The 25,235-nt window shown below is 62.0% G+C and carries 38 protein-coding genes; 1 reads left to right on the top strand and 37 read right to left on the bottom strand.

Annotation, left to right across the window (positions count from 1 at the left end; all coding sequences use genetic code 11):
* Positions 1–5: 5 nt before the first annotated feature.
* The 27 genes from BLT50_RS15410 to rpmC form a co-directional block, all read right to left on the bottom strand.
* Positions 6–1,301 (bottom strand): amino acid ABC transporter permease, encoded by a 1,296-nt coding sequence (locus BLT50_RS15410; RefSeq protein ID WP_090029611.1) that lies wholly within the window; start codon positions 1,299–1,301, stop codon positions 6–8.
* Position 1,302: 1 nt separating this feature from the next.
* On the bottom strand, positions 1,303–2,517 hold the full coding sequence (locus tag BLT50_RS15405; RefSeq protein ID WP_090029610.1) for an amino acid ABC transporter permease: 1,215 nt from the start codon (positions 2,515–2,517) through the stop codon (positions 1,303–1,305).
* 136 nt (positions 2,518–2,653) lie between these two features.
* Positions 2,654–3,670, bottom strand: a complete 1,017-nt coding sequence (locus BLT50_RS15400; protein ID WP_090029609.1) for an amino acid ABC transporter substrate-binding protein — start codon at positions 3,668–3,670, stop codon at positions 2,654–2,656.
* 209 nt (positions 3,671–3,879) lie between these two features.
* On the bottom strand, positions 3,880–4,590 hold the full coding sequence (locus BLT50_RS15395) for an ATP12 family chaperone protein (RefSeq protein ID WP_090029608.1): 711 nt from the start codon (positions 4,588–4,590) through the stop codon (positions 3,880–3,882).
* Positions 4,587–5,270 (bottom strand): HAD-IA family hydrolase, encoded by a 684-nt coding sequence (locus BLT50_RS15390; RefSeq protein WP_090029607.1) that lies wholly within the window; start codon positions 5,268–5,270, stop codon positions 4,587–4,589. The genes BLT50_RS15395 and BLT50_RS15390 overlap by 4 nt, the downstream gene beginning before the upstream one ends.
* Positions 5,267–6,313 carry an RluA family pseudouridine synthase gene (locus BLT50_RS15385; protein WP_090029606.1) on the bottom strand — a complete coding sequence of 349 codons (1,047 nt, stop codon included), beginning with the start codon at positions 6,311–6,313 and terminating at the stop codon, positions 5,267–5,269. The genes BLT50_RS15390 and BLT50_RS15385 overlap by 4 nt, the downstream gene beginning before the upstream one ends.
* Positions 6,310–6,687, bottom strand: a complete 378-nt coding sequence (gene crcB / locus BLT50_RS15380; protein ID WP_090029605.1) for a fluoride efflux transporter CrcB — start codon at positions 6,685–6,687, stop codon at positions 6,310–6,312. Before crcB ends, BLT50_RS15385 begins: the two co-directional genes overlap by 4 nt.
* Positions 6,688–6,734: 47 nt before the next feature.
* On the bottom strand, positions 6,735–8,051 hold the full coding sequence (locus BLT50_RS15375; RefSeq protein WP_090029604.1) for a replication-associated recombination protein A: 1,317 nt from the start codon (positions 8,049–8,051) through the stop codon (positions 6,735–6,737).
* Between the two features lie 3 nt (positions 8,052–8,054).
* Complete coding sequence (locus BLT50_RS15370; protein WP_090029603.1) at positions 8,055–9,437, bottom strand: trypsin-like peptidase domain-containing protein; 1,383 nt, start codon at positions 9,435–9,437, stop codon at positions 8,055–8,057.
* Between the two features lie 139 nt (positions 9,438–9,576).
* Positions 9,577–10,002 carry a 50S ribosomal protein L17 gene (gene rplQ, locus BLT50_RS15365; RefSeq protein WP_090029602.1) on the bottom strand — a complete coding sequence of 142 codons (426 nt, stop codon included), beginning with the start codon at positions 10,000–10,002 and terminating at the stop codon, positions 9,577–9,579.
* Between the two features lie 130 nt (positions 10,003–10,132).
* Positions 10,133–11,149: a DNA-directed RNA polymerase subunit alpha gene (locus BLT50_RS15360; RefSeq protein WP_090029828.1), complete on the bottom strand. Its 1,017-nt coding sequence runs from the start codon at positions 11,147–11,149 to the stop codon at positions 10,133–10,135.
* Between the two features lie 112 nt (positions 11,150–11,261).
* Positions 11,262–11,654, bottom strand: a complete 393-nt coding sequence (gene rpsK / locus BLT50_RS15355) for a 30S ribosomal protein S11 (protein WP_090029601.1) — start codon at positions 11,652–11,654, stop codon at positions 11,262–11,264.
* Positions 11,655–11,669: 15 nt separating this feature from the next.
* Complete coding sequence (gene rpsM, locus BLT50_RS15350; RefSeq protein WP_090029600.1) at positions 11,670–12,038, bottom strand: 30S ribosomal protein S13; 369 nt, start codon at positions 12,036–12,038, stop codon at positions 11,670–11,672.
* Between the two features lie 197 nt (positions 12,039–12,235).
* Complete coding sequence (locus tag BLT50_RS15345; protein WP_090029599.1) at positions 12,236–12,880, bottom strand: adenylate kinase; 645 nt, start codon at positions 12,878–12,880, stop codon at positions 12,236–12,238.
* On the bottom strand, positions 12,877–14,238 hold the full coding sequence (secY, locus tag BLT50_RS15340) for a preprotein translocase subunit SecY (RefSeq protein ID WP_090029598.1): 1,362 nt from the start codon (positions 14,236–14,238) through the stop codon (positions 12,877–12,879). Before secY ends, BLT50_RS15345 begins: the two co-directional genes overlap by 4 nt.
* A 108-nt stretch (positions 14,239–14,346) precedes the next feature.
* Positions 14,347–14,817, bottom strand: coding sequence for a 50S ribosomal protein L15 (rplO, locus tag BLT50_RS15335; RefSeq protein ID WP_090029597.1), 471 nt, complete (start codon positions 14,815–14,817; stop codon positions 14,347–14,349).
* Positions 14,818–15,019: 202 nt separating this feature from the next.
* On the bottom strand, positions 15,020–15,208 hold the full coding sequence (gene rpmD, locus BLT50_RS15330) for a 50S ribosomal protein L30 (RefSeq protein ID WP_090029596.1): 189 nt from the start codon (positions 15,206–15,208) through the stop codon (positions 15,020–15,022).
* Positions 15,209–15,211: 3 nt separating this feature from the next.
* Positions 15,212–15,787: a 30S ribosomal protein S5 gene (gene rpsE / locus BLT50_RS15325; protein WP_090029595.1), complete on the bottom strand. Its 576-nt coding sequence runs from the start codon at positions 15,785–15,787 to the stop codon at positions 15,212–15,214.
* A 13-nt stretch (positions 15,788–15,800) separates the two neighbouring features.
* Entirely contained in the window at positions 15,801–16,160 is a 360-nt protein-coding gene (gene rplR / locus BLT50_RS15320; RefSeq protein WP_090029594.1) for a 50S ribosomal protein L18, read from the bottom strand.
* A gap of 11 nt (positions 16,161–16,171) precedes the next feature.
* A complete protein-coding gene (gene rplF / locus BLT50_RS15315; RefSeq protein ID WP_090029593.1) occupies positions 16,172–16,705 on the bottom strand; it encodes a 50S ribosomal protein L6 in 534 nt (177 codons plus the stop codon).
* Positions 16,706–16,715: 10 nt separating this feature from the next.
* A complete protein-coding gene (gene rpsH, locus BLT50_RS15310; RefSeq protein WP_090029592.1) occupies positions 16,716–17,108 on the bottom strand; it encodes a 30S ribosomal protein S8 in 393 nt (130 codons plus the stop codon).
* A 13-nt stretch (positions 17,109–17,121) separates the two neighbouring features.
* On the bottom strand, positions 17,122–17,427 hold the full coding sequence (gene rpsN, locus BLT50_RS15305) for a 30S ribosomal protein S14 (RefSeq protein WP_090029591.1): 306 nt from the start codon (positions 17,425–17,427) through the stop codon (positions 17,122–17,124).
* A 19-nt stretch (positions 17,428–17,446) separates the two neighbouring features.
* On the bottom strand, positions 17,447–18,010 hold the full coding sequence (gene rplE / locus BLT50_RS15300) for a 50S ribosomal protein L5 (protein WP_090029590.1): 564 nt from the start codon (positions 18,008–18,010) through the stop codon (positions 17,447–17,449).
* Complete coding sequence (rplX, locus tag BLT50_RS15295) at positions 18,003–18,314, bottom strand: 50S ribosomal protein L24 (RefSeq protein ID WP_090029589.1); 312 nt, start codon at positions 18,312–18,314, stop codon at positions 18,003–18,005. The genes rplE and rplX overlap by 8 nt, the downstream gene beginning before the upstream one ends.
* A 1-nt stretch (position 18,315) precedes the next feature.
* On the bottom strand, positions 18,316–18,684 hold the full coding sequence (gene rplN, locus BLT50_RS15290; RefSeq protein ID WP_067550492.1) for a 50S ribosomal protein L14: 369 nt from the start codon (positions 18,682–18,684) through the stop codon (positions 18,316–18,318).
* A 105-nt stretch (positions 18,685–18,789) separates the two neighbouring features.
* Entirely contained in the window at positions 18,790–19,020 is a 231-nt protein-coding gene (rpsQ, locus tag BLT50_RS15285; RefSeq protein WP_090029588.1) for a 30S ribosomal protein S17, read from the bottom strand.
* Between the two features lie 12 nt (positions 19,021–19,032).
* Positions 19,033–19,233 carry a 50S ribosomal protein L29 gene (rpmC, locus tag BLT50_RS15280; RefSeq protein ID WP_090029587.1) on the bottom strand — a complete coding sequence of 67 codons (201 nt, stop codon included), beginning with the start codon at positions 19,231–19,233 and terminating at the stop codon, positions 19,033–19,035.
* 218 nt (positions 19,234–19,451) lie between these two features.
* Here rpmC and BLT50_RS15275 point away from each other — a divergent pair, with 218 nt between their 5' ends.
* Positions 19,452–20,072, top strand: coding sequence for a 2OG-Fe(II) oxygenase family protein (locus BLT50_RS15275; protein WP_090029586.1), 621 nt, complete (start codon positions 19,452–19,454; stop codon positions 20,070–20,072).
* A 113-nt stretch (positions 20,073–20,185) separates the two neighbouring features.
* On the opposite strand, the gene rplP is transcribed toward BLT50_RS15275, so the two are convergent.
* From rplP to BLT50_RS15225, 10 genes are all read right to left on the bottom strand, one after another.
* The gene (gene rplP, locus BLT50_RS15270) at positions 20,186–20,599 is read right to left on the bottom strand and encodes a 50S ribosomal protein L16 (protein ID WP_090029585.1); all 414 of its coding nucleotides are present in this window, start codon (positions 20,597–20,599) and stop codon (positions 20,186–20,188) included.
* A 12-nt stretch (positions 20,600–20,611) separates the two neighbouring features.
* Entirely contained in the window at positions 20,612–21,319 is a 708-nt protein-coding gene (rpsC, locus tag BLT50_RS15265) for a 30S ribosomal protein S3 (RefSeq protein WP_090029584.1), read from the bottom strand.
* Positions 21,319–21,699 carry a 50S ribosomal protein L22 gene (rplV, locus tag BLT50_RS15260; RefSeq protein ID WP_090029583.1) on the bottom strand — a complete coding sequence of 127 codons (381 nt, stop codon included), beginning with the start codon at positions 21,697–21,699 and terminating at the stop codon, positions 21,319–21,321. The genes rpsC and rplV overlap by 1 nt, the downstream gene beginning before the upstream one ends.
* 3 nt (positions 21,700–21,702) lie before the next feature.
* Positions 21,703–21,981: a 30S ribosomal protein S19 gene (gene rpsS / locus BLT50_RS15255; protein WP_090029582.1), complete on the bottom strand. Its 279-nt coding sequence runs from the start codon at positions 21,979–21,981 to the stop codon at positions 21,703–21,705.
* Positions 21,982–21,984: 3 nt separating this feature from the next.
* Positions 21,985–22,827: a 50S ribosomal protein L2 gene (gene rplB / locus BLT50_RS15250; protein WP_090029581.1), complete on the bottom strand. Its 843-nt coding sequence runs from the start codon at positions 22,825–22,827 to the stop codon at positions 21,985–21,987.
* A gap of 153 nt (positions 22,828–22,980) precedes the next feature.
* Positions 22,981–23,277, bottom strand: a complete 297-nt coding sequence (locus BLT50_RS15245) for a 50S ribosomal protein L23 (protein WP_090029580.1) — start codon at positions 23,275–23,277, stop codon at positions 22,981–22,983.
* Positions 23,274–23,891, bottom strand: coding sequence for a 50S ribosomal protein L4 (gene rplD, locus BLT50_RS15240; RefSeq protein WP_090029579.1), 618 nt, complete (start codon positions 23,889–23,891; stop codon positions 23,274–23,276). Before rplD ends, BLT50_RS15245 begins: the two co-directional genes overlap by 4 nt.
* Entirely contained in the window at positions 23,888–24,730 is an 843-nt protein-coding gene (rplC, locus tag BLT50_RS15235; protein ID WP_090029578.1) for a 50S ribosomal protein L3, read from the bottom strand. The genes rplD and rplC overlap by 4 nt, the downstream gene beginning before the upstream one ends.
* Before the next feature lie 14 nt (positions 24,731–24,744).
* The gene (gene rpsJ / locus BLT50_RS15230; protein ID WP_005621947.1) at positions 24,745–25,059 is read right to left on the bottom strand and encodes a 30S ribosomal protein S10; all 315 of its coding nucleotides are present in this window, start codon (positions 25,057–25,059) and stop codon (positions 24,745–24,747) included.
* Positions 25,060–25,140: 81 nt separating this feature from the next.
* The coding region (locus BLT50_RS15225) for an EF-Tu C-terminal domain-related protein (RefSeq protein ID WP_207545791.1) at positions 25,141–25,235 on the bottom strand (95 nt) is incomplete at its 5' end.

Here is a 25,235-nt window from a genome sequence, read left to right as displayed (position 1 = left end):
TTTCCTTAACGATGATCGCGCTGAAGCTGACGCTCCAGCCATTGCGAATATTGCGAGATGCCATAGCAGACGACAAAGAACGTCAGGACCGCAAAGCCCCACAGTTCCCAGTAGACGCCGTTCCATTCCGTCGAGGCCAGGATCGGCCCCCGGATCATGCCGACCAGGTCGAACATCGAAATGACCGAGACAAGCGTGGTGTCCTTGAACAGCCCCACCGCCACGTTCACGATGCCGGGGATCGAAATCTTCAGCGCCTGCGGCAGGATGATCAGGCGCATCGACTGCGCGTAATCCAGCCCGAGACTGTCTGCCGCCTCGTACTGCCCCCGCGGCAACGCCGCCAGGCCACCCCGAACCACCTCGGCGATATAGGCCGAGGCGAAGGCGGTGATCATGATGATCACGCGGATGATCAGGTCGAGATTGGTTTCCGGCGGAAAGAAATAGGACAGCACCACGTTTGCCACGAACAACAGCGTGATCAGCGGCACACCGCGAATGAACTCGATGAACACCACGCAGATCCACTTGATGATCGGCATGTGGCTTTGTCTGCCCAGCGCCAGCAGGATGCCGATCGGCAGCGACAGCGAAACGCAGACCGTGCCCAGGATCATGTTCAGCATGAAGCCGCCCATGTCACGCGACGGCACGGCCTCCAGTGCAAGAACGCCCGATGCGGCCGAAGCGAGGAACCCGCCCAGCCACCAGATCACCACCGCTGTCACCAGCCCGGCCAGCGCCGCCATGGCGAAACCCGAGGCTTCGATCCGGCGGAAAGCGGCAAGACCAGCCAAGACGCCAATCAGCACCATAAGCGGCGACAGGATCGTTCCGCCCCAGATCAGCCAGAAGGCCAGGAAGGGGTAGATCCCCGTGAAAAGCAGCATCTTGCGCGGCAGATGTGCGAACAGCACGGGCGCCACTGCCACCGCCAGCAGGATGAAAGCCACAAGGGGGCGCCAATATTGATCGGACGGATACTTGAACCCGAAAAGCAACTGGTTCCAGCGTTCGGTCAGAACCGAGAAACAGCCGCCCGTCGCCCCTTGCAGGATTTCGCGGCATTCCGCCAGCGACGACGTCGTCCAGATCCCGTTCCAGAACCAGGGCAGCGACCCGGCGACGATCTTGTAGATGAAATAGATCGCCAGCAGCGTCAGGATCGTGTTGACGGGGCCGGGAAACAGGTTTTCCCGCATCCACTTGACCACGCCGGCCTCGGATGCGGGCGGCGCCTGTTCGGGCAGCATCGTGTCGCGGACGAAAGCGACGGATTGTGCGTGCGTATCGCTCATCTCAGCGCTCCTTCAGCTTCACGGCGTTGTTGTACGCGTTCATGATCGCCGAGATGGCAAGGCTGATCGTCAGATAGAACAGCATCAGCAGCAGAACGCACTCGATCGCCCGGCCCGTCTGGTTCAGCGTGATGCCGCCCAGAGTACCGGTCAGGTCCATGTAGCCCACCGCAATCGCAAGCGAGCTGTTCTTGGTCAGGTTCAGATACTGCGAGATCAGCGGCGGAATGATCACCCGCAACGCCTGCGGCAGGATCACGAGGTTCATGATCCGGTTGGGACGCAGGCCCAGGCTTGCCGCCGCTTCGGTCTGCCCCTTGGAAATCGCAAGGATCCCCGCACGGACGTTTTCGGCAATGAACGCCGCCGTGTAGATCGACAACGCGAACCAAAGCGAAATGAGCGAGTTGCGCGCGAAGATGCCACCCTGAAAGTTGAAGCCCTTGAGCGCGGGATATTCCATCCCGATCGGTCGGCCCATAACGAGATACGCCAGTATCGCGGGAACGAAAAACAGCGCAACGGACGGCCAGAAGACCGGCAGCAGCTTGCCCTCGTCAAATAGCTTTTTCTTGGCGTAACGGCGATACCCGAAAATACCGACGATCGACGCGACGAAGACAGCGCCGACAACGCCCGATCCAGCGCCGAAAACCGGCATCGGGAAATAGAATCCCCGCCCGGTAAAGGCGAACATGCCCCACAGCATCGACGCCTCGGCGTTGTCGCCCCGGAAATCCCGTGGCTGCGGCAGGACCGCGACAAAGATCGCCATGATGATGAGGATCCAGATCAGCACGGGCACGTTGCGGAAGATCTCCACGTAAACGGCCATCAACTTGCGGATCAGCCAGTTCGGGCTGAGGCGCAGAACCCCCACGACCACACCGATCACGGTGGCCATGAGACAGCCCAGAAACGCCACGAGCAGCGTGTTCAGGACGCCCACGATAGCGGCGCGCAGATGCGTGGACTGGCTGTTGTAATCTACGAGGGTCTGGTTGATGTCATAGCCTGCAGGCTCACCCAGGAACTCGTAACTGATATTCAGACCGGCGGCCTGCAGGTTGGCCAACAGGTTGCTGACCAGGTAGGCCATCGCCCCGAACAGGGCAATCAGCGCGATAATCTGGAATGTGTAGGATCGGTAACGGGTGTCGTTGATCAGCTGCGAAAGCTGGAACGACCCGGCCGGCGGATCGGAGTATGTCGCCATATCTGTGTTCCCTGGATTGTCCGTCTTGGTCCTGCCCGCGCGATTTTCGCGTCTTGTTCGAATGGCAGGGACGGAACGTATGATTATTCAGGATAAAGAAAGGGCGCGGGTTACCCGCGCCCTTTCATCAGGCAGATCAGCGGAAGGGCGGGCTGTAGAGCAGGCCGCCATCGGTCCACTGCGCGTTCAGGCCGCGCGCCAGACCAATCGGGGTGTTCTCGCCGATGTTCTTTTCGAACACTTCGCCGTAGTTGCCCACGGCCTTGATGGCGCGTGCGGCCCAATCGGCGTCGAGGCCGAGCATTTCGCCCAGCGTGCCTTCGGTGCCCAGAAGACGGTTGATCTCGGGGTTGTTGGTGCCCTGAGCCAGTTCGTCGACATTGGCCGAGGTCACGCCCAGCTCTTCTGCTGCGATCAGCGCGTTGAGCGACCAGCGGACGACATCGCCCCACTCGTTGTCACCGTGGCGGACCAGCGGGCCCAGCGGCTCTTTCGAGATGATTTCCGGCAGGATGATGTGATCACCGGGGTTTTCGAACGCGGCGCGCGTTGCGGCCAGGCCCGAAGCGTCGGTGGTGTACACGTCACATGCACCTTCCAGGTACAGCGGCTGCGCTTCGGCGTTGGTTTCGATCGGAACCGGCTCGTAGCTGATGTTGTTGGTGCGGAAGAAATCCGCCAGGTTCAGCTCGGTCGTGGTGCCGGTCTGGATGCAGACGGTCGCACCGTCGAGTTCCTTGGCCGAGCTCACGCCCAGTGCCTTGGGCACCATGAACCCCTGACCGTCGTAATAGTTGATCCCGACGAATTCGAACTTCAGATCGACATCGCGCGAGAACGTCCAGGTGGTGTTACGCGCCAGCATGTCGATTTCGCCCGATGCCAGAGCGGTAAAGCGGGTCTTGCCGGTGGTGGGGACGAATTCCACTGCCATCGGATCGCCCAGAACGGCCGCTGCAACAGCGCGGCACACCCCCACGTCAAACCCTTCCCAGTTGCCGTTGGCATCGGGTGCGGCAAAGCCCACCAGGCCAGTCGTCACGCCACAGTTCAGCTTGCCCCGCGCTTTGACATCGTCCAGCGTCGCGGCCGCCGCTGCGCCAGCCGTCAGGCCAGCAACCGTCAGCGCGCCAAGAAATACGGATTTTTTCATGTTTACCTCTTCCTGATTTTCCGCCCGACTTCTTACAGGGCGGTTAGCACAGCCATGTTTACCAAGGCCGCACACGAAACTGTAGAGGGTGTTCCCCCCATGTCAGCGGCCTAACTTTGGAAGGATTCATCACCAAAGGTCAAGTAAACTATCCCCAGAAGTGATGAAACGGGCAGGCTGACTTAAGGGCAATTTGACGTGTTGCCTTATCAGGCGGCGCTTTCGTCAAAGAAACGCTTGGCATGCAGAAAGGCCTGGCGCTTTATCCCGGCTTGCGCGGCGGCTTCTTCATCTTCGCCCCACTGTTCGATCTGCCAAGCTTCGTCGATGCGCGACAACTCCCACGCCTCTTGTGCGTCCAGATGCCCGCGTGCACTGGCAAAACCGATAATAAGCGAACCCGAAAGGCTCACCAAATCGTGAAACGCCGTCAGCCGGAATGCATCGAGTTTGTGCACTTCACCGCGAAGGCGGGCAATCGCATCGGCAGGTTGCGGCACGTGCATGACGCCCTGCGCGACGATCAGGCGGGCATTCAGCTCTTGCGCGGCCCAGTCCAGCAACGGATCCCACGCGGCGGCCTGGCGCGCGACCAGTTCGCCTGGCGCGTCGGCCCGATAGCACAGCAAGTCGCTGTCGCCGTAATCCGCGATCATGTCCGCCACTTCGGAATGCTGGACGCGCACCTTGTCGATCGCGGCATTGGCCGAGCGGGTAAACGGCATGGTGTTGGGATCGATCTCGCCTTGCTGGGCATCCCATTCGGCGGCGATTTCCCCGGCCATCGACCGGCCCGGCACGACCAGGGGGGCCTTGGCGGGCGTTCGCACGGGACGGCCGTCAAGCGCAACGCCGAAACCGCCGTCCTGCTCGGTCACGGTGGCCTCTTTCCAGAACCTCTTGGCCTTCCATTCGCTCACGTCATGCTCTCCCATAGTTCGTCAAGACACCCGGGCAGCTGATCGAACCCGTCAATCACATGGCGGGCATGGCTGCGCAAGTCCTCTGCCGGATGATACCCCCAACCGACACCGATACCATGCGCGCCGGCCGCGCGGGCCATCTGCATGTCGAACACCGTATCGCCTATCACAACGGTGTTCTGCGGATCGACCCCGGTTTCCGCCATGGCCGCCATCACCATCGATGGGTGCGGTTTCGACGGATGATGATCGGCGACCTGCTCGGTCACGAAAACATCGCGCAGATCGTGGCTGTCGAACAAAGCATCCAACCCGCGCCGGGATTTGCCGGTGGCCACACCCAACAGGTAATCCTCCTGCACCCCAAGCGCATCCAGAACGGCGCGCGCACCGGGAAACAGCGGCGAAGACGCCGCGCCCTTTTCGGCGCGCAGCCGCACATAGCTGTCCTTGTAGGCGGCGACCATCTGGTCGTGGTCGCGCACCGCCAACCCCGGCGCCAATCGCGTCATCGCCACGTCGAGCGAAAGCCCGACGATGCCCAACACCGTTTCGCGCGCCGGAAAGGGATGGCCGACCGCATCAAAGGCCGCCTGCATCGACGCCACGATATCGGCCTGACTGTCGACCAGCGTGCCGTCGACATCGAACAGGATCAGGCGCAGGGGGCGTGTCATCGGATCTGCTCGAACGGGTCTTCGGCGGCGATATCCTCGGCCCAGCCCAACGTGTCCCAGCTTTGCTTCATGTGCTCGGGCAAGGGCGCCGTCACGGTGATTTCCTTGCGCGTGACGGGATGCTCGAACCGCATCATCCGCGCATGCAGGTGCAGCTTCTTGGAAATGATCCCGCCCAATTGCGCGCCCCAGCCATCGCCAAGATTTTCCTGCCCGGACCCACCATATTTCCCGTCGCCGATGATCGGGTGCCCGATCTCGGCCATATGCGCGCGCAACTGGTGTGTCCGGCCCGTGATCGGTTCGAGCGCGACCCAGGAGGCACGGCTGGCCACGCGGTAAAGCGTGGCATAAAGCGTGTGCGCGCGTTTCGCGCCCGGGGTCTTGTCCATGTCGCGGGGGTGGACGCAGAGCATCTTTTCACCCTCGCCGCCCTTGCCGTGCCCCTTGGCCTTGACCAGGCCAAAGCGGATTTCGCCCAGATAAGGCGTCGGCACCCCGGCGACGAGCGCCCAGTAAATCTTGCGGGTTTCCTTGTGCCTCATCGCCGCCGTCAACGCCTGCGCCACCGCGCGTGTGCGCGCCAGCAGCAAAACGCCCGATGTATCCTTGTCCAGCCGGTGCACGAGGCGTGGCTTTTCCTCGTAATCGTATTGCAGCGCCTCGGACAGGCCATCGACATGCTTTGTCTGCTTGCTTCCGCCTTGCGTGGGCAGCCCCGGCGGCTTGTTCAGCGCGATGATGTGGTCATCCATGTAGATCACGCAATCGCGGATCATGCGGGCATCGGCCTCGGACACACGGCCACTGGATTGCGGCGCGGGTTTTGTGCCGGGATCGGGCAATGGCGGGATGCGCACCTGCTGGCCGGCCTGCACACGGGTGTTCGCCTTGACCCGGCCGCCATCCACGCGCAATTCGCCCTTGCGGCACATCTTTTCGACCATGCCCTGCGTCACCTGCGGGAACAGGCGCTTGATCCAGCGATCAAGCCGCTGGTCGGCATCGCCTTCGGCGACTGTGACGGTTTGCACACCGCTCATTGGAACATCCCCCGCGTCAGGAACATCGCCAGGACAATCGCCCCGAGCGACAACATCACGGACGCCGCGACATAGAAAAAGGCCAGCGCCCCCTGCCCCCTTTCGACCATCGCGATCGTGTCGAGCGAAAAGGCCGAAAACGTGGTGAACCCGCCCAAAACGCCAGTCATCAACAGCGGGGCAAGCCGCGTTGCATCCTTGTGCGCCAGCACGACGACAAGAACCCCCATCAGGAACGATCCCACGACATTCACCGCCAGCGTACCCCAAGGAAACCCCGGCCCTATCAGGCGCATCGCTGCGACCCCGGTCAAATACCGTGCCGAGGCGCCAAGCGCGCCCCCAAGTGCAACCTGCCAAAGCGTGTGGATCATGCGCGTCTCCTGTGCGCTGGTCGCGCGAAAGTCAAGCCCTGCGGGGCTCAGCCGCCGCGCTTGGCGCGCAGGTTCGCAAACCAGTCCACCCGCTTTTTCAGCTCTCGTTCGAACCCGCGTTCTACCGGCTGATAGAAAACCGGGCGCTTCATTTCTTCGGGGAAATAGTTCTGGCCGGAGAATCCGTCCGCTGCGTCATGATCATAGGCATACCCGCTGCCGTAGCCCTCGTCCTTCATCAACTGTGTCGGGGCGTTCAGGATGTGTTTGGGCGGTGGCGCGCTGCCCGATTTCTTTGCCTGTGCGCGCGCGGCCTTGTAGGCGACATAGCCGGCGTTCGATTTCGGCGCCAAAGCCAGGTAGATTACCGCCTGCGCCAGCGCCAGCTCACCTTCGGGGCTGCCGAGCCGCTCATAGGTTTCCCAGGCATGCAGGCATACCGTCTGGGCCTGCGGATCGGCCAGCCCGATATCCTCGACCGCCATGCGGGTGATGCGCCGCGCCAGGAAACGCGGGTCTTCGCCGCCCTCCAGCATCCGCCCAAACCAGTAAAGTGCGGCGTCCGGGTCCGATCCCCGAACCGATTTGTGCAGCGCCGAGATCAGGTTGTAATGTTCATCGCCCGACTTGTCGTACTTGGCCGCACGCCGCATCAGGCGCGTGGTCAACTGGTCGGTCGTCAGCTTGCCGTCGACCTTCCATGCGGCCACCTGCTCGATCAGATTCAAAAGCGCGCGCCCATCGCCATCGGCCATTTCCAGCAACGCCTCGCGCGCGGGGCCATCCAGCGGCAGGGTTTTTCCCAACTCGCGTTCGGCGCGTTGTGCCAACAGCTCCAGGTCGGACAGCTCCAACCGCTTGAGAACCAGCACCTGCGCGCGCGACAACAGCGCGGCATTCAGTTCGAAACTGGGGTTTTCCGTGGTCGCGCCGACCAGCAGGATCGTGCCATCCTCCATATGCGGCAGGAACCCGTCCTGCTGGGCCTTGTTGAAGCGGTGGATCTCGTCCACGAACAAAAGCGTGCCCTGCCCGTTTGCGTGCCGGTGGCGGGCGGCCTCGAACACCTTCTTGAGGTCCGCCACACCGGTGAAGATCGCGCTGATCTGCACGAAATGAAGATCGGTTTCCCGCGCCAGAAGCCGTGCAATCGTCGTCTTACCGACGCCCGGCGGCCCCCAGAAAATGATCGACGACAGCGCACCCGAGGACAGCATCACGCCCAAAGGGGCCTCGGGGCCAAGCACCTGGTCCTGGCCGATCACGTCCGCCAGGCTTTGCGGGCGCAAGCGATCCGCCAGCGGGCGGGGGCCTTTCGCCCCGCCGCCGCCCGTGTCGGGCACCGTGTCGAACAGATCGCCCATCGCTCAGAGCCGCGCGCGCATGACGATGCGCTGCAGACCGCGCTGCACGTCCAGGGACAGCGCGCGCATTCGGGCCGAAAGCGCGCGGTTCGCGTCGGCTGTGCTGGCAACCTCGTCACCATTGATGGCGCGGACGATGTCGCCCGGGCGCAAGCCGACACGCGCGCCATAAGGCCCTGGATCATCGACCAGCACGCCTTCGGCCGTCAATGGCAGGCCGTATTCCCCGATAACAGCGGGGTTCATGTTGCTGATGACCAAGCCGGGCAGAACGGTGCCTTCGTCAAGCGTGCGCTGGTCGCGGGGCGGAACGTCCGGTGCCGCGATCATCGCAACGGCAACCGTTTCCTCGTCACCGTCGCGCAGGCGCGTGACCTTTGCCTGACTGCCAAGGCCCGCAACCGCCATACGGAACACCATTTCGGGGGCAGAGTTCACCGGCTCTCCGTCGACCGCGGTCACGATGTCGCCCGGCTGGAATCCTGCCTCGCGGAACGGGCTGGCCGCGTGCAGCGCGGAAATGACGATCCCTTCAGGAACCTGAAGACCGAGCGACGCCGCGATATCTGCATCGACCGGCTGGCCGCTGATACCGGCCCAGGGTTTTTCAAATCGCGTCGCACCGGCCTGTGCCTGACGCACGAATTCGGCCACCAGATTGGCAGGAATCGCAAAGCCGATCCCGTTCGACCCGCCCGAGCGCGTCAGGATCGAGGTATTCACCCCAATGAGCCGCCCAGCCGCGTCGATCAGCGCGCCGCCGGAATTGCCCGGGTTGATCGCCGCATCGGTCTGGATGAAATAGCCGCGCGCATTGCCCCGCGCCCCGCCCGAGCGGGCAAGCCCCGATACAATGCCGCTGCTGACGGTCTGCCCCACGCCGAACGGGTTGCCGATGGCCAGCACCAGTTCGCCCACTTCGACGCCATCGCTGTCGCGCAGGGGCAAAACCGGCAAGTCCCGCGCGTCTTCGAGTTGCAAAATGGCTAGGTCGGCTTCCTGATCGCCAAGGATCACGCGGGCCGAGTATTCGCGGCGATCCGACAGCACAACGCGTATATCGGTCGCCTGCCCCACGACATGGAAATTCGACACCACCAACCCGTCGGGCGACAGGATCACCCCGGACCCCAGCGAATTCTGGACGCGCGGGCGCGCCTGGCCGAATTCGCGGAACAGGTCGCGAAAGAACGGATCGTTCTGAAACGGGCTTACGCGTTCGGCCACCACGCGCTTGGCATAGATGTTCACGACGGCGGGCGTGGCGCGTTTCACCAGTGGCGCGAAGCTCAGGGAAATCTCGGCCTGGGATTGCGGCACGCGGGGTGTTTCGGCCCCGGCGGGCATGGCCAGCACGATCAGGATCAGCAGGCTGCGCAGAAACATGACGGGCCTCCTTGCGGCATTTCAGGTTACGATATGTCCGCCCGCGCCGCCCATTGCAAGCGCCCGCCCCCTGCTGACGGACAAAAGAAAAGGCCCCGCCGCGTCCGGCAGGGCCTGATCAACGGTCGGAACCGAAAGATCATTCTTCGTCGGCAGCGGCCTCTTCAGAGGCAACGCGGGCCTTGTCGGCAGCGCCCTTGGCGTCGAGGTCGCGGTCGACGAATTCGATGATCGCCATCGGCGCCATGTCGCCATACCGGAAGCCTGCCTTCAGGATACGGACATAGCCGCCCTGACGATCCTTGTAGCGCGGGCCCAGCACTTCGAACAGCTTGGTCACCAGAGCCTCTTGCTTGAGGCGCGACGAGGCCTGACGGCGGGCGTGCAGGTCACCACGCTTGGCCAGCGTGATCATCTTTTCGACGATCGGACGCAGTTCCTTGGCCTTGGGCAGGGTCGTCTTGATCTGCTCGTGTTCGATCAGCGAACCGGCCATGTTGGCCCACAGGGCCTTGCGGTGTTCGTGGGTACGGTTGAGGCGGCGATAGCCTTTTGCGTGACGCATTGTCTTACTCCTTTGGTGCCCTCTACGGGCGGTTTTGCTTTGTCCGGCCGGCGATGCGTGTCACCGGCTCTCCTTGGGGCGTCATGCCCGGGTTTGCGGCCGGCCGGGCAATCCGCCCGGCCTGCCAATATCAGAACTGGTCTTCGAATTTCTTGGCCAGGTCTTCGATGTTGTCCGGCGGCCAGTCCTCGACATCCATGCCAAGGTGCAGACCCATGCCCGACAGCACTTCCTTGATCTCGTTCAGCGACTTGCGGCCAAAGTTCGGCGTACGCAGCATTTCTGCTTCGGTCTTCTGGATGAGATCGCCGATATAGACGATGTTGTCGTTCTTGAGGCAGTTGGCCGAACGCACCGACAGTTCCAGCTCGTCCACTTTCTTGAGAAGAAGCGGGTTGAACTCCAGACCGTCGTCTTCGTCCTGGCGACCTGCGGATTCGGGTTCTTCGAAGTTCACGAAGATCGACAGCTGGTCCTGCAGGATGCGGGCGGCATAGGCCACGGCATCTTCGGGGGTGACCGAACCGTCGGTTTCCACCTTCAGCGTCAGCTTGTCATAGTCCAGCACCTGGCCCTCGCGGGTGGGCTGCACGTCGTAGCTGACCTTTTTCACCGGCGAATAGATCGCGTCGATGGGCATCAGGCCGATCGGCGCATCCTCGGGCTTGTTCTTGTCTGCTGCGACATAGCCCTTGCCGGTGTTGACCGTCAGTTCCATGTAGACATCCGCGCCCTCGTCGAGGTGGCAGATCACGTGGTCCTTGTTCAGAACTTCGATGCCGGCGCTGTCGCTGATATCGCCAGCGGTGATGACGCCCGGACCCTTGGCATTGATCGACAGGCGCTTGGGCCCTTCGACTTCCATGCGCAGGGCAACGCCCTTGAGGTTCAGAACGATGTCGGTCACGTCCTCGCGCACACCGGCGACGGACGAGAATTCGTGCAGCACGTTGTCGATCTGCACGCTGGTGATGGCCGCGCCCTGAAGGCTCGACAGCAGGATGCGGCGCAGCGCGTTGCCCAGCGTCAGACCAAAGCCGCGCTCAAGCGGTTCGGCAATGACGGTGGCCTGACGGGTCGGATCGTTGCCCGGCTTGACTTCCAGCTGCGTCGGCTTGATCAGCTCTTGCCAGTTCTTGTGGATCATGCGTCCCTCCATTCCTGTTTCGTCCCCATGTCCAAAAGGCCGAAACGCCCGAGGTTGAAATGACGGACTGGGGCCGTGCATTTCGCACAGCCCCAGCCATTAAAATGCTGGATCAGACCCGACGACGCTTCGGCGGGCGGCAGCCGTTATGGGCAATCGGCGTCACGTCACGGATCGACGTGATGTTGAAGCCGATGGCAGCCAGCGCGCGCAGCGCCGATTCACGGCCCGAACCGGGGCCCTGCACTTCGACTTCCAGCGTCTTCATGCCGTGTTCCTGTGCCTTGCGGCCGGCGTCTTCTGCGGCCAGCTGCGCGGCATAGGGGGTCGATTTGCGCGAACCCTTGAAGCCCATTGTGCCGGCCGACGACCATGCGATCGCGTTGCCCTGCACGTCCGAGATCAGGATCTTGGTGTTGTTGAAGCTGGAGTTCACATGTGCGACGCCAGCTGCGATGTTCTTGGAGACCTTTTTCTTGCCCCCACGACGGGTATCACGTGCCATTGGTGCGGACCTCCCTTACTTCTTCTTGCCTGCGATGGGCTTTGCAGGGCCCTTACGCGTGCGTGCGTTGGTGTGGGTGCGCTGACCGCGCACAGGGAGGTTGCGGCGATGGCGCAGACCGCGGTAGCAGCCAAGGTCCATCAGGCGCTTGATGTTCATCTGCACTTCGCGGCGCAGGTCGCCTTCGACGGTGTAATTGGCGTCGATATGCTCACGAACGGCAAGCACTTCGGCATCGCTCAGTTCGTTCACACGGCGGGTCGCGTCGATGTTCACGGCGTCGCAGATTGCCTTGGCCGCTGCCGGGCCGATGCCGTGGATATAGGTGAGTGCGATGGGCACCCGTTTGTTGGTCGGGATGTTTACGCCGGCAATACGTGCCACGTTATCTTTCCTTTCGTTGCGGTTCCGTAGTTCCAGAACCTTTTTTCACAACGGAGGCCCGAGGCATCGCCTGCGGGCCACAGCTGATTCTGAGGTGGTGGGATTCCCGTAAAGGGAATCACCCGCCATACGCGGGATAGGGCTGACTAGGGGCAATTGGCGGGGGCGTCAAGCCCCTGCAGTTACCCTTTGTCCGATCACCCAAGCGCCGCCGCGATATCCGCCTTTACGGCGTCGATCTCGCCCAGGCCGTCGACCGTCTTGAGATCGCCCTTGGCATAGTAATAGCCGATCAGCGGGCTGGTCTTCTTGTAGTATTCCATCAGACGGTTCTTGAGGCTTTCCTCGTTGTCGTCCGCACGGCGCTTGAACTCGGCCTTCTGGCCGCAGCTGGTGCAGACGCCGTCTGCCGGGATCGGCTTGGTGTGGTCGTTATAGACCTCACCGCAATTGCCGCAGGTCGAACGCGCAGTGATGCGGCTGACCAGCGCGTCGTCGTCCACCTTCATCTCGATCACGGCGTCCAGCTTTTCGCCGGTTTCCGCCAGCAGATCGGCCAGGGCGTCGGCCTGCGCCAGCGTGCGCGGGAACCCGTCGAAGATGAACCCGCCCTTCTTGTCACCCCGCAGCTTTTCGCGGATCAGCCCGATCACGATCTCGTCGGTCACCAGGTCGCCGCGCGCCATGACGTCGGCCACGATCTTGCCCATCTCGGTGCCGCTGTCCTTGGCCTCGCGGAGCATGTCGCCGGTGGACAGCTGGATCATGTCGCGCTCGTCCACCAGAATCCGTGCCTGTGTGCCCTTGCCCGCACCCGGCGGGCCGAGAAGGATGATATTCATCGGCGTGCTGTCCCTTTTTTCCTTTTCTTGCCGCCCTTGCCGCGCAGCTGCGATTTCTCGATCAGCCCTTCATACTGATGGGCAAGCAGATGGCTTTGCACCTGCTGGATCGTGTCCATCGTCACCGACACCACGATCAGAACCGATGTGCCGCCGAAGTAGAACGGGATCGACAACTGGCTGCGCAGGATTTCCGGCAGCAGACAGACTGCCGCAAGATAGGCCGCGCCAAGAACCAGGATGCGATTGACCACATATTCCAGGTATTCGGCGGTCTTCTTGCCCGGGCGGATGCCAGGCACGAAACCGTTCTGGTTTTTCAGGTTGTCGGCCACTTCGTCCGGCTTGAAGGCAACGTTGAACGTATAGAAATAGGCGAAGAACACGATCATCAGCGTAAAGAACGCAAGGTAGAGCGGCTGACCCGGCCCGAAATAGGCAAGGATCGTCGACATGATCGGGTTCGTCTGATTGCCCGAGAACGTGCTGATCGTCGTCGGCAGCAGCAAAAGCGAGCTGGCGAAGATCGCCGGGATCACGCCCGACGGGTTGACCTTGACCGGCAGGTGGCTGGAGCCGCCGTCATACACTTTCATCCCCACCTGGCGGCGCGGATACTGGATATGGATCTTTCGCAGCGCTCGCTCCATGAACACCACGAAGGCGATCACGGCGATCACCATGAGGATGACGCCGACGATCACCGCGGGCGAAAGAGCGCCTGAACGGCCCTGACTGAGGAATTGCGCCAGCGCGGCCGGCAATTCCGCGATGATGCCCACGAAGATGATCAGCGAAATACCGTTGCCGATGCCGCGTGCGGTGATCTGTTCGCCCAGCCACATCAGAAACATCGTGCCGCCCACCAGGGTGATCACGCAGGAGGCGCGGAAGAACAGGCCCGGATCGGTCACCAGATCGCCCGTTTCAAGGCTGACGGCCAGACCATAGGCTTGCAGCGTTGCCAGGAACACCGTGCCGTAGCGGGTGTACTGGTTCATCTTCTTGCGGCCCTGCTCACCCTCTTTCTTCATCTGTTCCAGCGCCGGCACCATCGAGGCCAGCAACTGCACGATGATCGAGGCCGAGATGTAAGGCATGATCCCGAGGGCAAAGATACCCATCCGCCCAAGCGCACCGCCGGTGAACATCGACAGGATGCCGCCAAGCCCCGCTGCCGCGCCTTCCATGAAGTCGCGCAGCGCCTGCCCGTCGATACCCGGCACCGGAATGAAGGTGCCCAGGCGATAAACGATCAGAAGCCCGAGGGTGAAAAGGATGCGATTGCGAAGATCGGTCGCTTTGCCAAGGGCGGCCCAGCTGGTGTTCGCCGCCATTTGTTCTGCTGCAGATACCATTCGGTCTCTCTCTAGCGCGAACGCCGCCCGACGCGTCTTCCGGCGTCAGGCGGCGTCATTTGGAAAACTGGGATGTATGTAAGCGGCCCGGTGGCCGCCCACAACCCGTTATTCGGCTGCCTGCGCGGTTGTGACCGTCAGCGAGCCGCCGGCCTTTTCGACCGCAGCGATCGCGGCTTTGGAGGCTCCGGTCACTTCGATGTTCAGCTTGGCGCTGACATCGCCCTTTGCCAGAACGCGGATACCGTCCAGCTTACGGCGGACCAGCCCGCTTTCGATCAGGGCATCTTCGGTGATCTTGCCGGCATCGAGCTTTTTCGCATCGACGAATTTCTGGATCAGGCCCAGGTTCACCACGGCGAATTTCTTGCGGTTGGGCTGATTGAAGCCACGCTTGGGCAGGCGCTGGTAGAGCGGCATCTGGCCGCCTTCGTAGCCCTTGATGGCCACACCCGAACGGGATTTCTGACCCTTGATACCACGGCCACCCATCTTGCCCTTGCCCGAGCCCGGGCCGCGGCCGACGCGCATGCGTTTCTTGGTGGCGCCTTCGTTGTCGCGCAGTTCGTGAAGTTTCATGTCGCTTCTCCTAAGCCGGAACCGACCCCGAAGCGAACGGGCCGGACGCGGCGTTTCTTGATTGTTGAGTCGTGGCACAATCGGCCACCGGGGGCGTATAGACGGGACGCCTGCGCATTGCAAGGCCCGCAAAGGCAAACGCCCCGGCCATTTCCGACCGGGGCGCCTGATATCGTAGGGCGGGGTTCACCCCGCCGCCGGCTCAGCCGCGTTCTTCGACGATCTCGACCAGATGCGGGATCTTGGCGATCATGCCGCGGATGGCCGGGGTGTCTTCCAGCTCGCGGGTCTTGTGCATCTTGTTCAGGCCGAGGCCAACCAGCGTCTGACGCTGTTTGGCGGGGCGGCGGATCGGGCTGCCGATCTGCTTTACAACAATGGTCTTTGCCATGGCTTATGCCTCCTCAGCGACTTGCGCGCTTTCCTGCGGCGCGTCTTCACGCTTGGGCAGGATGTCGGCGACTTTCTTGCCGCGGCGCTGTGCAACCGAACGGGGCGACTGCTCTTTCTTGAGGCCGTCCAGCGTGGCGCGGATCATGTTGTAGGGGTTCTGCGAACCGACCGACTTGGCGACCACGTCCTGGATGCCCAGCATCTCGAACACGGCGCGCATCGGACCACCGGCGATGATACCGGTACCTTGCGGTGCTGTGCGCATCACCACCTTGCCAGCGCCCCAGCGGCCCTGGATGTCGTGGTGCAGCGTTCGGCCTTCGCGCAGCGGCACACGGATCATCTGGCGCTTGGCCTGCTCCGTTGCCTTGCGAATGGCTTCGGGCACTTCTTTCGCCTTGCCCTTGCCAAAGCCCACGCGGCCTTTCTGGTCACCCACGACCACCAGGGCTGCAAAGCCGAAACGCTTACCACCCTTGACGGTCTTGGACACGCGGTTGATCGCAACGAGACGATCGGCGAATTCCGGTGCTTCGTCGCGTTCGCGACGGTCGCGGCGGTTGTCTTCTCTTGCCATGTCTATCGTCTCCTTAGAACTTCAGGCCGCCTTCACGCGCAGCGTCGGCCAGAGCCTTCACCTTGCCGTGAAACAGGAAGCCGCCACGATCGAAGTAGCACTCTTCGACACCAGCCTTCTTGGCGCGTTCGGCGATTGCCGCCCCCACCTTGGCCGCTGCTTCGACGTTGTTCTTGCCCGCGATGCCCAGATCCTTCTCGAGAGAGGAGGCCGAGGCCAGGGTGCGGCCCTGAACGTCGTCGATCAGCTGCACGCTGATGTTCTTGTTGCTGCGGTGAACGGACAGGCGCACGCGACCCGCGTTTGCCTTCCGCAATTTGTTCCGGACGCGCAGGCGGCGCTTCTGGAACAGGATTCGTTTGCTGTTTGCCATCTGTCGCGTCCTTACTTCTTCTTGCCTTCCTTGCGGAAGATGTACTCGTCCTTGTACTTGATCCCTTTGCCCTTGTAGGGCTCGGGAGCACGCCATTCGCGGATATTGGCCGCGACTTGGCCGACGAGTTGCGGATCATCGCCTTCGATCACGATTTCGGTCTGCTTCGGGCAGGTCACGGTGACCCCCTGCGGCACGTCGAAATCGACATCGTGGCTGTAGCCCAGCGACAGCTTCAGGGTGTTGCCCTGGATCTGCGCACGGTAGCCGACGCCGTTGATCTCAAGCTCTTTCTTGAAGCCGTCGGTAACGCCCTTGACCATGTTTGCGACCATCGTGCGGCTCATGCCCCACTGCTGGCGCGCACGCTTGGACTTGCCGCGCGGCGTGACCGTGACGGCATTGTCCTCGATGGCGATGGTGACGTCATCGGTTGCGGTGAAGCTTTGCGTGGCCTTGGGGCCCTTAACTTCGATGGTCTGGCCGGACAGTGTCGCGGTGACACCCGAGGGCAGCTCGACCGGTTTTTTCCCAATACGAGACATAAGCTCCTCCTTAGAACACCGTGCAGATGACCTCGCCGCCGACATTGGCAGCGCGGGCATTTGCATCCGACATCACACCTTTGGGCGTGCTGACAATCGACACACCCAGGCCCTGACGGACCTGCGGGATGTCCTTGACACCCATGTAAACGCGGCGGCCGGGCTTGGAGACCCGCTTGAGCTCGCGAATGACGGGGGTGCCGTCGAAATATTTCAGGCTGATTTCCAGGGTCGGATGGCCATTGGCGTCCGTGCCCTTTTCATAGCCGCGGATGTAACCCTCGTCCGCCAGCACGTCCAGAACCCAGGCGCGCAGCTTCGAGGCCGGCGTGGAAACGATGGACTTGCCGCGCATTTGCGCGTTGCGGATACGGGTGAGCATATCGCCGATAGGATCGTTCATATCACTCTCTCCCTTACCAGCTCGATTTCACCATGCCGGGAATCTGGCCTTGCGAGCCAAGCTCCCGCAGCATGATCCGGCTGACCTTGAGCTTACGGTAGTAAGCGTGCGGACGGCCGGTCAGCTGGCAGCGGTTGTGCAGACGGGTGGGCGAGCTGTTACGGGGCAGCCCGGCCAGCTTCAGGGAGGCGCGGAAACGCTCTTCCATCGGCTTGCTCTCGTCCTTGATGATTTCTTTCAGCGCGGCGCGCTTTTCGGCGTATTTCGCGACGAGGCGCTGACGCTTCTTTTCGCGTTCGATCATTGCTTTCTTAGCCATGTCTCTATCCTCTCCGCGATTAGCTGTTGAAGGGCATGTTGAAATGCTTCAACAGCGCCTTTGCTTCCGCATCCGTGGGCGCGGTGGTGGCGATCACGATATCCATGCCCCAGACCTCGTCGACCTTGTCGAAGTTGATCTCGGGGAACACGATGTGCTCCTTCAGGCCCATGGCATAGTTGCCGCGGCCGTCGAAGGATTTGCCGGGCACGCCGCGGAAGTCGCGGATACGCGGCATCGCGATGCTGATCAGGCGATCGAGGAATTCGTACATGCGGTCGCCGCGCAGGGTCACTTTGGCGCCCATGGGCATGCCTTCGCGAACGCGGAAACCGGCGATCGAGTTCTTTGCCGTGGTGATCAGGGCCTTCTGGCCGGCGATCATCGACAGGTCTTCCTGTGCCGACTTGGCTTTCTTCGAGTCCTTCACCGCTTCGGCGCCACAGCCGATGTTCAGAACGATCTTGTCCAGACGCGGGATCTGCATGTCGTTCTTGTAGCCGAACTCTTCTTTCAGAGCGGCGCGGATCTGATCCTTGTAAAGCGCTTTGAGGCGCGGGGTGTAGGTTGCCGTATCAAGCATCGATCACGTCCCCCGTGGTCTTGGCGTAACGGACCTTCTTGTCGCCTTCCATCTTGAAGCCAACGCGGGTCGGTTTGCCGTTCTTGTCGACGATTGCCAGGTTCGACAGCTCGATCGGCATCGCCTTGGGCAGGCGGCCGCCCTGGCTGGTCTGGCTCTGGCGGGTGTGACGGATGGCCATGTTGATACCATCGACAACGGCCTTGCCCGCCTTGGGGTCGACCGACGTGATGGTGCCTTGCTTGCCCTTGTCCTTGCCGGACAGGACGACGACCTTGTCACCGGATTTCAGTTTCGCAGCCATCTTACAGCACCTCCGGGGCGAGCGAGATGATCTTCATGAAGTTCTTGGCGCGCAGTTCGCGAACGACCGGGCCGAAGATACGGGTGCCCACGGGCTCACCGTTGTTGTTGAGGATCACCGCGGCGTTGCGGTCAAAACGGATTGCTGTGCCGTCTTCGCGACGGACTTCCTTGGCGGTGCGAACGACGACGGCCTTACGCACGTCACCTTTCTTCACACGGCCGCGCGGAATGGCTTCTTTCACCGAAACGACGATGATGTCGCCAACCGACGCATAGCGGCGGTGCGAACCGCCCAGAACCTTGATGCACTGCACCCGGCGTGCGCCGGAGTTGTCAGCAACATCCAGATTGGTCTGCATCTGGATCATAGGGTTTCTCCCGACCTTTGGGGGGCGTCATTGCCATGTCCCCAGGGTTTCGTTCAAACCGGAAGGTATGTCCCGGATTGGTCGTGGTGCCGGATGGCGCCGCGATCAGCCTGCGACTACCTCCCAGCGTTTGGTCTTCGACTTCGGTGCACATTCCTGGATACGGACGATGTCACCGACGTTGAACTGGTTGTTCTCGTCATGAGCCCGGTACTTCTTGGACTTACGAATGGTCTTTTTCAGAACCGGGTGGGTAAAGCGGCGTTCCACCAGAACGGTCACGGTCTGGTTGTTCTGGTTGGCGGTCACGGTGCCTTGGAGAATACGTTTGGGCATCTGTCAGGCTCCTTACTCTGCTGCCGCTTGGGCTTTTTCGTTCAGCACGGTCTTGACGCGCGCGATGTCGCGGCGAACCTGACGCATGCGGGCGGTGTTTTCCATCGCGCCGGTGGCCTGCTGGAAACGCAGGTTGAACGATTCTTTCTTAAGGTTGGTCAGCTCGTCACGGAGCTGATCGGGCGTCTTGTCACGCAGTTCGGTGGCGTTCATCGCCTTGTTCCTTTCTCAACATCACCGGAGGGCCCGAATGGTCACCCTGATTCCGGTGGAGTTCTGGTGAAGGCTGCGCAATACACGGGCGACCGGGGTCTGGCAACCCCTTATCCGTAAAATAACGCCGGCATCCGCAGTCCGCGCGGTTCTGGCCCCGAACCGCGCGGTTTTCAAGCCCTCTCGCCCTGCCCCGCCGGACAGGATAATAAGCGCGCATGGCACAGATCGAATCCCTTTTCGTCACCCGCCTGTACCAGGCACCGCTTAATGAGCACGGCCCCGGCGTCGATCCCGCCGAGCTGGCCGCGTCATGCTATTCCATCGCCGAGGACGACGAGGCCGGGCAGGACTGGTGCGAAGAGAACGGCTATCCCGGCTATACCTCTTATGCATCGCTGACCGACCTGCCCTGGCGGTTCCCGATCTTCGCGGACATCGTGGCCGCGCTCGATGCGCATGTGGCGGCGTTCGCCGATGATCTGGCTTTCGATCTGGGTGATGGAACGCTGGTGCTCGAAGACCTGTGGATCAACATCCTGCCCGAGGGCGGCACACATTCGAGCCACATCCACCCGCATTCGGTTATTTCGGGCACGACCTACGTTCAGATGCCCGAAGGCGCGTCGGCGTTGAAGCTGGAAGATCCGCGTTCGGCCCGGATGATGGCCGCCCCCACCCGCCGCAAGGACGCAAGGCGCGACTTGCAGCCGTTCATCTACGTGAAACCCGCCGTGGGCGACGTGCTTCTATGGGAAAGCTGGCTGCGACACGAGGTGCCGATGAACATGGCCGAGGAAGAACGGATTTCGGTAAGCTTCAATTACAAGTGGGTGTGACGGGCTCGCGCCCCGCGCCTGCCCCACATTCGCATCGCCGCAAAGCAAAACCCCCGCCGATGTCTCGACGGGGGCTTTTCTTTTCGTAGGGCGGGGTTCACCCCGCCGCACGATTACCAGTCTTCGCGAACCACGATGCGGCTCTTGATCGGCAGCTTCATCGCGGCCAGGCGCAGGGCCTCGCGGGCGATTTCTTCGTTCACGCCGTCGATCTCGAACATAACGCGGCCGGGCTTGACCTTGCAGGCCCAGTAATCGACCGAGCCCTTACCTTTACCCATCCGCACCTCGGTGGGTTTCGACGTCACGGGCGTATCGGGGAAGATACGGATCCAGACGCGGCCCTGGCGCTTCATGTGGCGGGTCATCGCGCGGCGTGCCGCTTCGATCTGACGCGCGGTGATGCGTTCGGGCTGGACAGCCTTGAGGCCATAGGTGCCAAAGTTCAGATCAGAGCCGCCCTTGGCCTCGCCCTTGATCCGGCCCTTGAACATCTTGCGGAATTTAGTGCGCTTTGGTTGAAGCATCTTCTAATCTCCTTAACGGCGGCCGCCGGCGCCACGGGGCGCGGGACCATCCTGGAGCTCCTGCTGACGGCGATCGCGGGCACTGGGATCGTGCTCCATGATCTCGCCTTTGAAGATCCAGACCTTGATGCCGATGATGCCGTAGGGCGTGGACGCCTCGGCCAGGGCATAGTCGATATCGGCGCGCAGGGTGTGCAGGGGCACACGGCCTTCGCGATACCACTCGGTCCGTGCGATTTCTGCACCGCCCAGACGGCCGGCAACGTTCACACGGATGCCCAGGGCGCCCATGCGCATCGCGTTCTGCACAGACCGTTTCATCGCGCGGCGGAAGCTGACCCGGCGTTCCAGCTGCTGGGCGATCGATTCCGCCACCAGCTGGGCGTCAAGCTCGGGCTTGCGCACTTCGACGATGTTCAAGTGCAGTTCGCTGTCGGTCATGGCCGACAGTTTCTTGCGCAGAACCTCGATATCGGCGCCTTTCTTGCCGATGATGACACCAGGACGTGCAGTGTGGATCGTCACGCGGCACTTCTTGTGCGGACGCTCGATGATCACGCGGGCCACGCCGGCCTGCTTGCACTCTTCCTTGATGAACTCGCGGATTTTCACGTCTTCCAGCAGAAGATCGCCAAAATCCTTGGTATCGGCGTACCAGCGGCTGTCCCAGGTGCGGTTGACCTGAAGGCGCATGCCGATCGGATTAACTTTATGACCCATTAGGCTTGCTCCTCAACTTGACGCACCGTGATGGTGAGTTCCGAGAACGGCTTCATGATGCGGCCGAAACGGCCACGTGCCCGGGGACGGCCACGCTTCATCACGAGGTTCTTGCCCACATAGGCCTCGGCGACGATCAGTTCATCGACGTCCAGATTGTGGTTGTTCTCGGCGTTGGCGATTGCGGACTGAAGGCATTTCTTCACGTCCACTGCGATCCGCTTTTTCGAGAAGGTCAGGTCGTTCAGAGCCTTGTCGACCTTCTTGCCACGGATCATCGCGGCAACGAGATTCAGTTTCTGCGGGCTGGTGCGAAGCATGCGGACTTTGGCCATCGCTTCGTTTTCTGCCACGCGGCGGGGATTTTTTGCCTTGCCCATGACTTACTTCCGCTTCGCTTTCTTGTCGGCCGCGTGACCATAGTAGGTCCGCGTCGGCGAGTATTCACCGAACTTCTGGCCGATCATGTCTTCGGTTACGTTCACGGGAACGTGCTTTTGGCCGTTGTAGACGCCAAACGTCAGGCCCACGAACTGGGGCAGGATCGTCGAGCGGCGCGACCAGATCTTGATGACTTCGTTGCGGCCGCTTTCGCGTGCTGCTTCGGCCTTTTTCAGGACGTAAGCATCAACGAACGGGCCCTTCCAAACAGAGCGAGACATATGTTAGCGCCCCTTCTTCTTGGCGTGCCGCGAGCGGATGATCAGCTTCGAGGACGCTTTGTTCTTGTTGCGGGTGCGTGCACCCTTGGTCGGCTTGCCCCACGGAGTCACCGGGTGACGACCACCCGAAGTCCGGCCTTCACCACCGCCATGGGGGTGGTCGATGGGGTTCATGACCACGCCGCGGACGCTCGGGCGGATACCCTTGTGGCGCATGCGGCCGGCCTTGCCGTAGTTCTGGTTGCTGTTGTCGGGGTTCGACACGGCACCGACGGTTGCGATGCACTCCTGGCGCACCATCCGCAGCTCGCCCGAGGACAGGCGGATCTGCGCATAACCGCCATCGCGGCCGACGAACTGGGCATAGGTGCCCGCGGCGCGTGCGATCTGGCCACCCTTGCCGGGTTTCAGCTCGATGTTGTGGACAATCGTACCGATCGGCATGCCCGAGAACGGCATTGCGTTGCCCGGCTTGATGTCCACCTTGGCGCCGGCCACGACCTTGTCACCCACAGCCAGACGCTGCGGTGCCAGGATGTAGGCCTGTTCGCCATCTTCATACTTGATCAGCGCGATGAAGGCGGTCCGGTTCGGGTCGTATTCGATCCGTTCGACGGTTGCCGCCACGTCGAATTTGTTGCGCTTGAAATCGACGATCCGGTAGAGGCGTTTCGCCCCGCCCCCACGACGACGCGAGGTAATCCGCCCGGTGTTGTTGCGGCCGCCCGATTTCGTCAGACCCTCGGTAAGGGATTTGACGGGACGTCCTTTCCACAGCTCCGAACGGTCGATCAGCACCAGCCCACGCTGGCCCGGCGTCGTCGGCTTGTACGACTTGAGTGCCATGCTTTCTGTCTTCCGTTAGCAAACGGCAGGGCTTGCCCCGCCTATGTTGATAGCCCCCCGAAGGTGGCCGGTTCTTAGGCCCCCGTAGGTGCCCGGTTCAAACGACCATGGCCCCGGTAAGCCCCGGGGCCATGGAAGATTCGCGGCTTCCTATCAGAGACCGGTGGTCACGTCGATAGTGTTTCCCTCTTCGAGGGTCACATATGCCTTTTTCACGTCCTTGCGCTTGCCCATGATGCCACGGAAGCGCTTGGCCTTGCCTTTGGTGATCGTGGTGTTGACCGCCTTGACCTTCACACCAAAGAGCGCCTCGACGGCTTCCTTGATCTGCGGCTTGGACGAGTCGATCGCCACTTCGAACACAACCGCGCCGTTTTCCGAGGCCATGGTCGACTTCTCGGTGATGATCGGCTTGCGGATCACGTCGTAATGTTCTGCCTTCGCGCTCATTTCAGACGAGCCTCCAGTGCTTCGACACCCGCTTTGGTGATCACCAGGGTGTCACGCTTGAGGATGTCATAAACGTTTGCGCCCATCGACGGCAGAACGTCCAGACCTTCGATGTTGCGGGCGGCGCGGGCAAAGCCCTCGTTCACCTGCGCACCATCGATGATCAGTGCACGCTTCCAGCCCAGGTTCTTGACCTGCTTGGCCAGGGCGGCGGTCTTGCCATCGCTCTCGGCTGCGTCGATCACGACCAGTTCACCCGCCTTGGCCTTGGCCGACAGCGCGTGCCGCAGGCCCAGCTTGCGGAACTTCTTGGGCAGGTCGTGGCCGTGGCTGCGCGGCGTCGGGCCCTTGTAGATACCACCCTTGCGGAAGATCGGCGCGTTGCGGTCGCCGTGGCGTGCGCCACCGGTGCCCTTCTGGCGGTAGATCTTCTTGGTCGAGTAGCTGGTTTCCGACCGCGTTTTCACCTTGTGAGTGCCAGCCTGCGCCTTGTTGCGCTGCCAGCGGACGACACGGTGAAGGATATCGGCGCGCGGCTCGAGTCCGAACAGGTCGTCGGACAGATCCACGGACCCGGCCTTGCCGCCGTCCAGTTTGATCACGTCGAGTTTCATTCCTCGCCTTCCTTCTTCTCAGCCTCGATTTCCGACTCGGCCTCTTTCAGAGCAGCTTCCTGCTGTGCGGCCTCTTCGGCGAGACGTGCGTCTTCTGCGGCCTTGGCCTCTTCCTCGGCCTGGCGTGCAGCTTCTTCAGCAGCCTTGGCTGCCTCGTCTGCGGCCGATTTCAGCGCGGCGGGCAGAATGGCGTTCTCGGGGAACGGCTTCTTGACCGCATCCTTGATCGTCACCCAACCGCCCTTGGCGCCGGGAACGGCACCTTTGACCATGATCAGGCCACGGCCGGAATCGGTTTTCACGACCTGCAGGTTCTGCGTGGTCACGCGGGCAGCGCCCATGTGGCCAGCCATCTTCTTGCCTTTGAAGACCTTGCCGGGATCCTGACACTGACCGGTCGAACCATGCGAACGGTGGCTGATCGACACGCCGTGCGACGCGCGCAGACCGCCGAAGTTGTGCCGTTTCATGGCACCGGCGAAACCCTTACCGATCGAGGTGCCCGTCACGTCGACGAACTGACCTTCGAAGTAATGGTCCGCGGTGATTTCTTCACCGACATTGATCAGGTTCTCGGGATCGACCCGGAATTCGGCCAGCTTCCGCTTGGGCTCGACCTTGGCGGCGGCGAAATGGCCGCGCATCGGCTGCGAGGTCCGCTTTGCCTTGGCCGTGCCGGCACCCAGCTGAACGGCGCTGTAGCCGTCCTTTTCGGCGGTGCGCTGTGCAACCACCTGCAGCTTGTCCAGCTGCAGCACGGTCACGGGCACCTGCTTGCCGTCTTCCTGGAAGATACGGGTCATGCCGATCTTCTTTGCGATAACACCAGAGCGCAACATGTTCCTTGCCCTCCTTACGACTGCAGCTTGATTTCGACATCCACGCCGGCGGCGAGGTCGAGCTTCATCAGCGCGTCCACCGTCTGCGGGGTCGGATCAACGATGTCGAGCAGACGCTTGTGCGTGCGGATCTCGAACTGATCGCGGGATTTCTTGTCGACGTGAGGACCACGGAGAACCGTGAACTTCTCGATCTTGTTCGGCAGGGGGATGGGCCCACGCACTTGCGCGCCGGTCCGTTTGGCCGTGTTGACGATTTCCTGCGTGCTGGCATCCAGAACGCGGTAGTCAAAAGCCTTCAGCCGAATGCGAATGTTCTGGCTTTGCATGTTTTAGCCTTTCGCGGCATTGGAGTTGATAGGAGGACCGGCGGCTCATCCGCCGGCCCTCGTCGAACCCGGAGGTTTTTCTTACTCGATGATTTTCGAGACGACGCCGGCGCCGACGGTGCGGCCGCCTTCGCGGATGGCGAAGCGCAGACCGTCTTCCATGGCGATCGGAGCGA

Origin of the sequence: Lutimaribacter saemankumensis, from assembly GCF_900100005.1 — a bacterium.
GTDB lineage: Bacteria > Pseudomonadota > Alphaproteobacteria > Rhodobacterales > Rhodobacteraceae > Lutimaribacter > Lutimaribacter saemankumensis.
Note: the sequence above shows the minus strand (reverse complement) of the source record. Positions and strands in the feature narration are given on the sequence as shown.

What these genes read in the sequence shown, in the direction of transcription:
- BLT50_RS15410 (WP_090029611.1), bottom strand. Translation starts at nt 1,301, where the DNA reads ATGAGCGATACGCACGCACAATCCGTCGCTTTCGTCCGCGACACGATG.
- BLT50_RS15405 (WP_090029610.1), bottom strand. Translation starts at nt 2,517, where the DNA reads ATGGCGACATACTCCGATCCGCCGGCCGGGTCGTTCCAGCTTTCGCAG.
- BLT50_RS15400 (WP_090029609.1), bottom strand. Translation starts at nt 3,670, where the DNA reads ATGAAAAAATCCGTATTTCTTGGCGCGCTGACGGTTGCTGGCCTGACG.
- BLT50_RS15390 (WP_090029607.1), bottom strand. Translation starts at nt 5,270, where the DNA reads ATGACACGCCCCCTGCGCCTGATCCTGTTCGATGTCGACGGCACGCTG.
- BLT50_RS15385 (WP_090029606.1), bottom strand. Translation starts at nt 6,313, where the DNA reads ATGAGCGGTGTGCAAACCGTCACAGTCGCCGAAGGCGATGCCGACCAG.
- crcB (WP_090029605.1), bottom strand. Translation starts at nt 6,687, where the DNA reads ATGATCCACACGCTTTGGCAGGTTGCACTTGGGGGCGCGCTTGGCGCC.
- BLT50_RS15375 (WP_090029604.1), bottom strand. Translation starts at nt 8,051, where the DNA reads ATGGGCGATCTGTTCGACACGGTGCCCGACACGGGCGGCGGCGGGGCG.
- BLT50_RS15370 (WP_090029603.1), bottom strand. Translation starts at nt 9,437, where the DNA reads ATGTTTCTGCGCAGCCTGCTGATCCTGATCGTGCTGGCCATGCCCGCC.
- rplQ (WP_090029602.1), bottom strand. Translation starts at nt 10,002, where the DNA reads ATGCGTCACGCAAAAGGCTATCGCCGCCTCAACCGTACCCACGAACAC.
- BLT50_RS15360 (WP_090029828.1), bottom strand. Translation starts at nt 11,149, where the DNA reads ATGATCCACAAGAACTGGCAAGAGCTGATCAAGCCGACGCAGCTGGAA.
- rpsK (WP_090029601.1), bottom strand. Translation starts at nt 11,654, where the DNA reads ATGGCACGTGATACCCGTCGTGGGGGCAAGAAAAAGGTCTCCAAGAAC.
- BLT50_RS15345 (WP_090029599.1), bottom strand. Translation starts at nt 12,880, where the DNA reads ATGAATATCATCCTTCTCGGCCCGCCGGGTGCGGGCAAGGGCACACAG.
- secY (WP_090029598.1), bottom strand. Translation starts at nt 14,238, where the DNA reads ATGGTATCTGCAGCAGAACAAATGGCGGCGAACACCAGCTGGGCCGCC.
- rplO (WP_090029597.1), bottom strand. Translation starts at nt 14,817, where the DNA reads ATGAAACTTCACGAACTGCGCGACAACGAAGGCGCCACCAAGAAACGC.
- rpmD (WP_090029596.1), bottom strand. Translation starts at nt 15,208, where the DNA reads ATGGCAAAGACCATTGTTGTAAAGCAGATCGGCAGCCCGATCCGCCGC.
- rpsE (WP_090029595.1), bottom strand. Translation starts at nt 15,787, where the DNA reads ATGGCAAGAGAAGACAACCGCCGCGACCGTCGCGAACGCGACGAAGCA.
- rplR (WP_090029594.1), bottom strand. Translation starts at nt 16,160, where the DNA reads ATGGCAAACAGCAAACGAATCCTGTTCCAGAAGCGCCGCCTGCGCGTC.
- rplF (WP_090029593.1), bottom strand. Translation starts at nt 16,705, where the DNA reads ATGTCTCGTATTGGGAAAAAACCGGTCGAGCTGCCCTCGGGTGTCACC.
- rpsH (WP_090029592.1), bottom strand. Translation starts at nt 17,108, where the DNA reads ATGAACGATCCTATCGGCGATATGCTCACCCGTATCCGCAACGCGCAA.
- rpsN (WP_090029591.1), bottom strand. Translation starts at nt 17,427, where the DNA reads ATGGCTAAGAAAGCAATGATCGAACGCGAAAAGAAGCGTCAGCGCCTC.
- rplE (WP_090029590.1), bottom strand. Translation starts at nt 18,010, where the DNA reads ATGCTTGATACGGCAACCTACACCCCGCGCCTCAAAGCGCTTTACAAG.
- rplX (WP_090029589.1), bottom strand. Translation starts at nt 18,314, where the DNA reads ATGGCTGCGAAACTGAAATCCGGTGACAAGGTCGTCGTCCTGTCCGGC.
- rplN (WP_067550492.1), bottom strand. Translation starts at nt 18,684, where the DNA reads ATGATCCAGATGCAGACCAATCTGGATGTTGCTGACAACTCCGGCGCA.
- rpsQ (WP_090029588.1), bottom strand. Translation starts at nt 19,020, where the DNA reads ATGCCCAAACGTATTCTCCAAGGCACCGTGACCGCCAACCAGAACAAC.
- rpmC (WP_090029587.1), bottom strand. Translation starts at nt 19,233, where the DNA reads ATGAACGCCACCGAACTGCGTGACAAGACGCCCGATCAGCTCCGTGAC.
- BLT50_RS15275 (WP_090029586.1), top strand. Translation starts at nt 19,452, where the DNA reads ATGGCACAGATCGAATCCCTTTTCGTCACCCGCCTGTACCAGGCACCG.
- rplP (WP_090029585.1), bottom strand. Translation starts at nt 20,599, where the DNA reads ATGCTTCAACCAAAGCGCACTAAATTCCGCAAGATGTTCAAGGGCCGG.
- rpsC (WP_090029584.1), bottom strand. Translation starts at nt 21,319, where the DNA reads ATGGGTCATAAAGTTAATCCGATCGGCATGCGCCTTCAGGTCAACCGC.
- rplV (WP_090029583.1), bottom strand. Translation starts at nt 21,699, where the DNA reads ATGGGCAAGGCAAAAAATCCCCGCCGCGTGGCAGAAAACGAAGCGATG.
- rpsS (WP_090029582.1), bottom strand. Translation starts at nt 21,981, where the DNA reads ATGTCTCGCTCTGTTTGGAAGGGCCCGTTCGTTGATGCTTACGTCCTG.
- rplB (WP_090029581.1), bottom strand. Translation starts at nt 22,827, where the DNA reads ATGGCACTCAAGTCGTACAAGCCGACGACGCCGGGCCAGCGTGGGCTG.
- BLT50_RS15245 (WP_090029580.1), bottom strand. Translation starts at nt 23,277, where the DNA reads ATGAGCGCGAAGGCAGAACATTACGACGTGATCCGCAAGCCGATCATC.
- rplD (WP_090029579.1), bottom strand. Translation starts at nt 23,891, where the DNA reads ATGAAACTCGACGTGATCAAACTGGACGGCGGCAAGGCCGGGTCCGTG.
- rplC (WP_090029578.1), bottom strand. Translation starts at nt 24,730, where the DNA reads ATGTTGCGCTCTGGTGTTATCGCAAAGAAGATCGGCATGACCCGTATC.
- rpsJ (WP_005621947.1), bottom strand. Translation starts at nt 25,059, where the DNA reads ATGCAAAGCCAGAACATTCGCATTCGGCTGAAGGCTTTTGACTACCGC.